Origin of the sequence: Nocardia cyriacigeorgica NBRC 100375 (genome assembly GCF_000308555.1) — a bacterium.
Classification (GTDB): Bacteria; Actinomycetota; Actinomycetes; order Mycobacteriales; family Mycobacteriaceae; genus Nocardia; species Nocardia cyriacigeorgica.
In genome coordinates this window covers 1-3,877 of record NZ_BAFY01000181.1, presented here as the reverse complement: position 1 = coordinate 3,877, position 3,877 = coordinate 1, and the positions used below count along the sequence as shown (strand labels likewise).

Below are 3,877 nucleotides of genomic sequence, written 5' to 3'. Positions count from 1 at the left end.
ATGTACCGCGCCAACAACATCGACTCGCCGGCCAGCCTGCGGGCGGCGCGATCGGTGCTGGTCGGCGGGCCCGCCGCCGATATCTTCCTGCTGCTGGACCGATGGGGGGATTTCTGCGAGCAGATTCCCGATTTCGCCGCCATTCTGCGTCAGGTGGCCAGCGCCGGGCCGGAATACGGCGTGCACGTGGTGGCGACGGTGCGCGATTGGAGTGAGGCGCCGGACTGGCTGGCGGATCTGCTGCCGTCGCATATCGAGCTGCGCCTGCACCGCCCACACGAATCCCGGATACATCCCGAACGGGCCGCTCGCCTGCCCGATGGCCCCGGCTGGGCTCTGTATCGTGGTCGTCCGTTCCGCATCGCCATGCCCGACCTGCGGGAACTGCCGCCGGACAAGATGGTGCTGCCCGATCTGGCCGACGGCGCCGCCGAACTGGTCAGCCGAGTGGCGGCGGCCTGGCCCACCCGCCCGGCCGACGGTGAGATTCGCCGTCCCTCCTTCGACGGCAATGTCGATTTCGCGGACCTGTTCGGCATCGGGGCCGACGACCGTCTCGACCTGGAAGTGGCCTGGCAGCACCGGTCCAAGCACGAGCGGCTGCGCATCCCGATCGGCGTCACCCACCTGGGGGAGACGGTGGAGCTGGACCTGAAACAGGTCGGCGAATCGGGCATGGGGCAGTACGGCCTGGTGGTCGGCGCCGCCGGATCCGGTAAATCGATGCTGCTCAAAGACATCGTGCTCGGTCTGGCGGTCACCCATCCGCCGGAGGCGGTGAACTTCCTGCTCGTCGACTTCCGCGGCAGCGAAACCTTCGACGGGCTCCAGCCGCTGCCGCATGTCTCGGCCGTGGTGAACAACCTGGCCGCGGAACTGCCGCTGGTGGATCGGCTGATGGCCACCCTTGCCGGTGAGATCGAACGGCGCAGGCAGGTGCTGCGCCGGCACAACTACGCCGACATCGCCGCATACGACGCGGCCCGCCGGCGCGGCCGCGACCTCGAGCCGCTGCCCGCACTGGTCCTGGTGATCGACGAATTCACCGAGCTACTCGCCCAGAAACCGGATTTCGGCGACACTCTGGTCGCGATCGCGCGCCGCGGCCGGGCCCTCGGCCTGCACCTGTTGCTGTCCTCGGCGCGGCTGGAAGGCTATCGGCTCGGGCCGTTCGAGGCCTACCTGTCCTTCCGGATCGGGTTGCGGATGTTCTCCGCGGCCGAATCACGCATGGTGCTCGGCGTGCCGGACGCCTACGAATTGCCGAGCACGCCCGGCTTCGCCTACCTCAAAGCCGATGCCGCCGCGCCCATCCGGTTCAAAACCGCCTACCTGGCCCGGCCCGAACGGCGCACCGACGAGGATGCCGATGCGCACGGTGTGCAGCGGACCCTGCTGGACTCGCTGGTGTCGCAGGTGCGCGCGGCGGGTGCGCCCGCGCGCCGGATCTGGTTGCCCCCGCTGTCGGAGCCCGCCACCATCGACGAACTGATCACCGATCACCGATGGGCGCCGGGCGGTTTCGGCATGCTGGAGCTGCCGGTCGGGGTGGTCGACGACCCGTTCGAGCAGTTGCAACGCGCCCTGGTGCTGTCGCTGGGCGGTGAAGACGGCAATGTGGCGGTCGTCGGTGGGACGCGATCGGGCAAATCCACCACCGTGGCCACGATCGTACTGTCCGCGGCCGCCACCCACACACCCGAGCAGGTGCAGTTCTATGTGCTCGATACCGGTGGGGTACTCGGCGATCTCGAGCAAGTGCCGCATGTGGGTGCGGTGGTCGGGCGCAGCGAGCCGGACCGGATGCGCCGCACCGTCGCCGAAGTCGCCGCCGTGCTGAGCAACCGGCGCCGGCTGTTCGGCGAACTGGGCATCGGCTCGATGGCCGACTACCGGCGACGCCGCGCGACGATGCCGGACCCGGCGCAGGCGGACGCGTTCGGCGACGTCTTCCTCGTTGTCGACGACTGGGGCTACGCCCGGCGCCACGACGAGTCGCTCGAACAGCAGCTGATCGACCTCACCGCCGACGGCCTCGGCTACGGCGTGCACGTCATCGTGGCGGCGGTGCGGTGGGCCCATCTCCGCCCGGTGTTCCGTGAACGTTTCGGCACCAAGCTCGAACTGCGACTCGACGATCCGGGTGAGTCCGAGTTCAACAAGAATGACGCCGCTCGTGTCCCTGGTACGCCGGGCCGGGGGTTGGTCCGTGCCGGAGCGCGGATCAAATCGATGATGATCGCAATGCCGAGGCTGGAGTCGGGCGCCGAGCTGAGCGCCCCGGCCGGCGATCTGCTGTCCTCCGGCCGCCTGCTCGCCCAGCGCTATCCCGGGCGGCGCGCGCCCGAGGTGCGCGCGCTGCCGATGCGCGTGCCGCGGGAGAATCTGCTGGCCATCGCGGACGCGGAAGGCATCGAACAGAGCGCACGCCATGTGGTGGTCGGCCTGCGGGCGACCGACCTCTCCCCGCTGGTCCTGGATTTCGGCAAACAGCCGCATTTCATGGTCTTCGGGGATGCCGAATCCGGGAAGACGACCCTGCTGGGCAATATCGTCGACGGTCTCGGCCGCGCGGCCACCGCCGACGAGGCGGCGCTGGTCATCATCGATCCGGCGCGCAGGTTGCTGGAGGTGTCCTCGGGACTGCCGCAGGTGGCGCGGTATTCACCCACGCCGCAGGCGATCACCGAGGCCGTCGACAGCGTGGTGCAGTTCATCGAGAAACGCACGGCCGGTCCGGAGGTCTCCCCGCAGCAGCTGCGCGACCGGAGTTGGTGGCGGGGGCCGGAACTGTTCGTCATCGTCGACGATTACGAGCGGGTCTGCGCGGCCTCGACCGGCAATCCGCTGGCGCCGTTGGCCGAGTATCTGGCCCAGGGCCACGACATCGGCCTGCACGTGATCATCGCCCGGGCGGCCGCAGGCGCCGCGCTGGCCCTGCACGATCCGGTCCTCGGTCGCCTTCGCGACCTCGGCGTGGATGGCCTCGTGCTGAGCGGTTCCCCCGACGAAGGCGCGCTGCTCGCCAACGTCCGCCCCACCACCCAGCCGCCCGGCCGCGGCACGTTTGTCACCCGCTCCCGGCCACCCGAGCTGGTGCAGATCAGCTACCTCCCGCAGGTGTGAGACTCGTCGCGGTTCGGCTCACCCGGAGGTGCCGTGACCGCGCGCACTCCGAGCGGCCGGGCTTCGGCTTCCACTAGCTCGGCGCGCCGTCATGGCGGCGGTTCGAATCCGAACAGGGCTCTGCCCCAGTGTGGTGCGTGAGGCTCGCCCAGACAGAAACAGCAGGTCCGACACGCCCGGGCGGCGAAACGCCGTGTGACGAACGTGTCGGTGCGCGGGTGGGACAGATGGGATGTATCCTGCACGGGAATGCGTTTGCATGAGAACCGGTGGGCGACCGTCCGTCGGCAGAGGGGACCGGCCGCGGTGTGACGCGGCGGCGAATTCCGGAGGAGGTGGTGTTGCGATGCGCAGCGAACCTCCCAGTCGAAGGCCGCGCGGCGCCGCGCCTTCGCATTCCCGGTAGCAGGGTCTTCCGGCGGTAGCGACGGGTGTGAGCGCCCGCGGTGTGATGTCGATTCTCCGATTCACTCGCCAACTCACTGCTGTGCCGAGGACTTTTGCCATGTCGCAGACCGAACTGATCCACGAGCGCCCCACGCTGTCGGAATCCCTGCAGGATGTCGTCGAACGCCATCGCGTCGACGCCGCCCTGCACTGGCTCGACACCCACCCACCGCATGTCATCGCCGACGAGATCGCCCGCATGGACGCCGTCGGCGCCGGTGTCGCGTTCCGGCTCCTGGACAAGGATCTCGCGCTGGCGGTGTTCGAAGAGCTCGAGCCCGTCGACCAGCAGCAGATCCTGCAG

General features: G+C 69.4%; 1 protein-coding gene and 1 pseudogene. Both read left to right on the top strand.

What is annotated here, in order from left to right:
* Positions 1–3,126, top strand: a 3,126-nt coding sequence (gene eccCb / locus RJ05_RS17840; protein WP_051016672.1) for a type VII secretion protein EccCb, incomplete at its 5' end; no start/stop codon positions are given.
* A gap of 505 nt (positions 3,127–3,631) precedes the next feature.
* Positions 3,632–3,877, top strand: a pseudogene (locus RJ05_RS17835) (magnesium transporter); the annotation flags it as partial.